The sequence below is a fragment of the Mesorhizobium sp. M5C.F.Ca.IN.020.29.1.1 genome (assembly GCF_003997375.1).
GTDB classification, from domain to species: Bacteria; Pseudomonadota; Alphaproteobacteria; order Rhizobiales; family Rhizobiaceae; genus Mesorhizobium; species Mesorhizobium wenxiniae.
Genome location: NZ_RZSW01000533.1, coordinates 1 through 4342 on the forward strand (window position 1 = coordinate 1; position 4342 = coordinate 4342).

Genomic DNA, 4342 nt, shown 5'->3' on the forward strand with positions numbered 1-4342 from the left:
CCCCTGGACCAATTGCTGTTGGGATTGCGCACGGGCCGGTTCGCAGCTAGCGCATGACCCCGAACCGAAGGTCAGCGCAGCAAAAATCGATTCCGATTTCGGAATGGATCATGCGCGGATCAAAAGTGCTACAGCGTCTTTTGCGCGTCCAAGAGGACGCGCGGCGCTGTAGTCCTCACGCCGGCAGCACGGAGTTCACCATGGAAGACCGCATTCGTATCCGTTCGGAAGAAGTTCTTTCCGATGATTGGGCAGTCCTGAAAAAGACCGTCCTCGATTATCGCCGGCGCGACGGGAAATGGGAGACGCAGATCCGCCAGACCTACGATCGCGGCGACGGGGCGGTGATCCTGCCTTACGACCCCGAGCGCTCGACGGTTCTGCTCGTTCGGCAGTTCCGCTACGCGGCCTACGTCACCGGCCACCGCGAGCCGCTGATCGAGGCCTGCGCCGGCCTGCTCGATGAACACGATCCCGAAACCTGCATCCGCAAGGAGGCGGAAGAGGAGCTCGGCTACCACCTGAAGGACGTTGATCGGCTGTTTTCGCCCTTTATGAGCCCTGGCAGCGTGACCGAGCGGCTCTGGTTCTTCGTCGCGCGCTATTCGCCGACCGACCGCATCTCGGACGGCGGCGGCGCGCCGGAAGAAGGCGAAGACATCGAGGTTCTGGAGATGCCGCTCGATGAAGCTCTGGCCGGCATCGCCGACGGCCGCATCATCGACGCCAAGACGATCATCCTGATCCAGCATCTGAAGCTGAACCCGATCCGGGCTTGATCTGCCGGAACCTGGACGCCGCCGAGGAGCGCCGTCGGTGTGCTGGTGCGGACGACGGGAATCGAACCCGTACGATCAGAGATCGAGGGATTTTAAGTCCCTTGCGTCTACCAATTCCGCCACGTCCGCGCCCTTTTCGTTTCAACTACTTAGGCGATTTCGTCAATCGGCGTTGTGCAGTCCGAAAATTGTGTTGTGCAAAACTGCGTTCCCCTTTTCATTCGCCGGAGCCCGTTTTTGCCATACTTTCTGGTCCATGCTCGCAGCGTCCAACCTCTTTCTCGACATGCTTGGTATGGTGCTCGCCCAAGCGCGTAGAGCGGCCCCCAGCGCGTCGGCGCCTCGTCCCGGCGTCATTGCCCACGCGCCGAATGGCGGCGGCATAGGTGACGCGCAGCCCGTGCAGTGTGCAGCCTTAATCTCCAATTGGGATTAGCTACGCGGGGTTCCAATGGGGGAGGGCTGCATGGTTCGGATGATCGGTTGATTGCTGATCTCCGCATTCGCTGCCAGCCATTTTTGAACGAACTCGACCTCGGCATTGTTGATGGTTCCATCCGCGGCCAAGCCGCGTGCGAGCCCTCATCGCGTTTGTGGAAGCTTAGGCGCTCAAAGCACTACCGCACGTGCGTCAGTCTTGCTTCCGCTTCCACAAATCCGAAGTCGATGCGTATGCGAACGATGCTGACCAAGTGATCAGGACGAGTCCGTTGAGACCTTCCAAGGCAGCAACGATCCGCATCGGCCCAGTGGCATAGACTTCGCCAAAGCCGATGGTCGTGTAACAGGTGATCGAGAAATAGAAGAAATCCGCTGCGCTCCCGGAAAACAAGCCTGCGAGAGCTCCAAGGTCTCGATGCTGGTGCATCCAGGCATAGGCGACCGCGAAAAGACAGATCCCCACCACGTGAGCAATGATCGCTGCGATAACCAAGAGCAGCAGATCAACCCGCATCGGAAGTGAAAAACGACGCCTCATCGCTCCGGCGATATTCAGCACCTCATAGTGCATCAGAACCGTTACCAGTGCGAGACCTGCAGATATGGCGAACGCGATGACCAATTGCGGTACCTTCAAGTAGGCTTCAGATGCTCAACGCCTATCACCGCGCGAGCGGTTCGAACAGCTTGTCGCGACGTACGAGCCCGATGCTGCCCGCCGCCTTCATCGAGGCTATCGACGACATCCGCTCCAACATCGTCCTGCGCCAACTTGTGGGAGCGTCTGGAGCGCGGTGAGATCAACGGTGCCATCCATGAGCTCGTGGCCCTGACGCCACGCGATGCGATCGCCGCCGACGCGAATGGTGAGGGCGAACGCGACGCCCTGTGGTGCCATCTCTCCGGGTCGTCGGCAAATCCGTCGGAACCGATCCGCTCCCCAGAGCTTTCGTAATCAGGGGCAGCGTCAAAGAGGAGACTGTTATGGATCGGCAGGAAAATAGTGTTTTGGAGGCTGGCTGGCTTTTGGCGGTCCGCTTTCTATCGGGTTTACCGTTTTGATTGCAGGCTTAGTGCTGGGCTAGTGTGCTATGAGAACCGGAACTCGACCGCTCGCCCCTGGGCCGTCCATGATTGCCGGGCGTCAACGGAACCAAAATCGCGCAATAGCTGCGGCACAAGAGCAAGGCGGACGTCACCGTCGCGCTTTTCGCCAGCCCGCTGATCGCGCTTCTGCCTCGCTGCAAAACCAGCGCTCCCCCTTGCCGGTCGAGGTTACGGTTCGGTCATAACGGCGCGGGCGAGAAAGGCGCCGCTAGGCGTCCGTTTCCAGCCGATCGTGCACCGGCTTATCGTGCCAGATCACTTGCCTGAGATCCCGCATATCGACCGGCTGCGCCCAGATCGGGCAGACGTAAAAATCGTCGCCTTCGTTCTTGCGCGGATCGCCAACACCCGCGTGGCAGGAAGACCTTCGGCATGCCTCGCTGCAGGACTTTCGCGAGGAAAAATGATCACCACGCAATGGAACTTTGCGCGGGCAGAGTGGTTTGGAGGCCAGTCGGAGAAATCCGGCATGTTCTGAGGAGCCGAGCCTGTCCCGGATTCCCCCCTCGCCGGGGCGGGCTCGTCACCCAACCGTTACCGGTCCCTCAAGGCTAGAGCGTTTTTTCTGGCCCGCATCATGGCACGCGCGACCCGCCTTGGATGCGGATCGTCGGCACGAAATTCGTGCCCAAGTCAACAGCATAGCTGCCGTTACCGGGCCGGCGGCAACTCTTCCCAGCGAGGGAATCAAACACTGAGGTTCAAACAAGATCGTTTCCACCTGGAACAATTTCGTAGTGGCTGAGTTTCGCACTAAAGCTACTGGAATCCCGAACATGGCAGAGTTTGACACAGAACGAGGGAAGTCTGTTGCCGAAGCCGTTCGGCAACTGATCCGTTCCGAAGATAATCGCCGGTATTTACACGACGCGCTGGATCTTGCCGTCGACCTGCGACTGCCCAGCCCCCTTGCCTCATTGCTTGAGGCGCTTGATCAGGCCGGGCGGGATCCATTTCCGCATTCCCGAACCCCGAACGAGCGATGATCGAGTAAAACGCGCCAGGTCTTCCCCTCTACCCCCATGGCTCACTACTCCCCATGACTCAACGCTACGACATTGAGAAGACACCTGAAGGCACGTGGGACATCATCGATGTGTTCACAGGGCTGCCGGTTGTCGAGGTGGGTGTCCCCTTGATCGACATGCCGATCGAAGAGGCCGACGATCTGGTCGAACTTCTTAACTGCCGCGACAGGGAACAGCGGGAGGACACTTAACGGCGGCTTCCGAGGCCACTGCGAAAGCGCGTCCCCCGTTCGGAGGATGCGTTCGGGCGTTCTGCATTGGTAGGCTCCAATTGGTGAGTGATTCAGCGTTGAAATTTGACGCTGTCCTCTACGAACCAATGGAGAGATTGTCATGCTCAAGCTCGCCTCTGCTCTGGCGCTGTTGCTTGTTGGGACAGCGCCTCTGTTTGCCGATGATCGGCCAGTGAACGCCGACAGTATCAAATGGGGCCCTGCTCCTGCTGTCATTCCCGCTGGCGCGGACATAGCGGTTATCGCTGGAGATCCCTCAAAGGATGGGCCTTATGTGCTGCGACTGAAGACGCCCGCCGGCTACAAAATTGCCGCACATAGTCATCCCACCGCGGAATATATAACGGTGCTTTCCGGCAACTTTCATATCGGAATGGGCGATAAGTTCGACGAGGCGAAAGGCATCGAACTAACCGCTGGCGGCTTCGGAGTTGCGCCGGCCGGAATGAATCACTTCGCCTGGATGACAAGCGAAACGATTATTCAGGTTCATGGCAACGGACCGTTCACGATCAACTACGTCAATCCGGCGGACGATCCGAGCAAAAAATGACAGTTCGGGGATCAAATTGATTGAACCGCCTGCAGGCTCGAATGGTGGAGGTCGAGACCCTCTGAGCGGCCGGATCAGGCGCTTCCAGTTCTGATCTGAGTCCCGAGTGGTGTCTGCGGTTTCCCGAACGTCGATTCAGAAAGATCGCTAACGGGAGGCAATCTGATTTGCCGCAAACGGAATCGTATTCCGGTTGGGCAC

Annotated in this window: 5 protein-coding genes and 1 tRNA gene; 4 read left to right on the top strand and 2 right to left on the bottom strand. The window is 58.9% G+C overall.

Annotated features, from left to right (window positions below; genetic code table 11):
• The first annotated feature begins 200 nt into the window (after positions 1-200).
• On the top strand, positions 201-779 hold the full coding sequence (locus EOA85_RS28950) for an NUDIX domain-containing protein (RefSeq protein WP_065008177.1): 579 nt from the start codon (positions 201-203) through the stop codon (positions 777-779).
• 43 nt (positions 780-822) lie between these two features.
• On the opposite strand, the gene EOA85_RS28955 is transcribed toward EOA85_RS28950, so the two are convergent.
• Together EOA85_RS28955 and EOA85_RS28960 are read right to left on the bottom strand one after the other, a co-directional pair.
• Positions 823-908: transfer RNA gene (locus EOA85_RS28955), tRNA-Leu, on the bottom strand.
• 502 nt (positions 909-1410) lie between these two features.
• Positions 1411-1857 carry a potassium channel family protein gene (locus EOA85_RS28960; protein ID WP_245486110.1) on the bottom strand — a complete coding sequence of 149 codons (447 nt, stop codon included), beginning with the start codon at positions 1855-1857 and terminating at the stop codon, positions 1411-1413.
• A 1246-nt stretch (positions 1858-3103) separates the two neighbouring features.
• On the opposite strand from EOA85_RS28960, the gene EOA85_RS28975 reads away from it, so the two are divergent.
• The 3 genes from EOA85_RS28975 (at position 3104) to EOA85_RS28985 (ending at position 4141) form a co-directional block, all read left to right on the top strand.
• Positions 3104-3313, top strand: a complete 210-nt coding sequence (locus tag EOA85_RS28975; RefSeq protein WP_127212041.1) for a hypothetical protein — start codon at positions 3104-3106, stop codon at positions 3311-3313.
• Positions 3314-3366: 53 nt separating this feature from the next.
• Positions 3367-3546, top strand: a complete 180-nt coding sequence (locus EOA85_RS28980; protein ID WP_029353754.1) for a hypothetical protein — start codon at positions 3367-3369, stop codon at positions 3544-3546.
• Positions 3547-3688: 142 nt separating this feature from the next.
• Complete coding sequence (locus tag EOA85_RS28985; protein ID WP_127212042.1) at positions 3689-4141, top strand: cupin domain-containing protein; 453 nt, start codon at positions 3689-3691, stop codon at positions 4139-4141.
• Positions 4142-4342 lie beyond the last annotated feature (201 nt).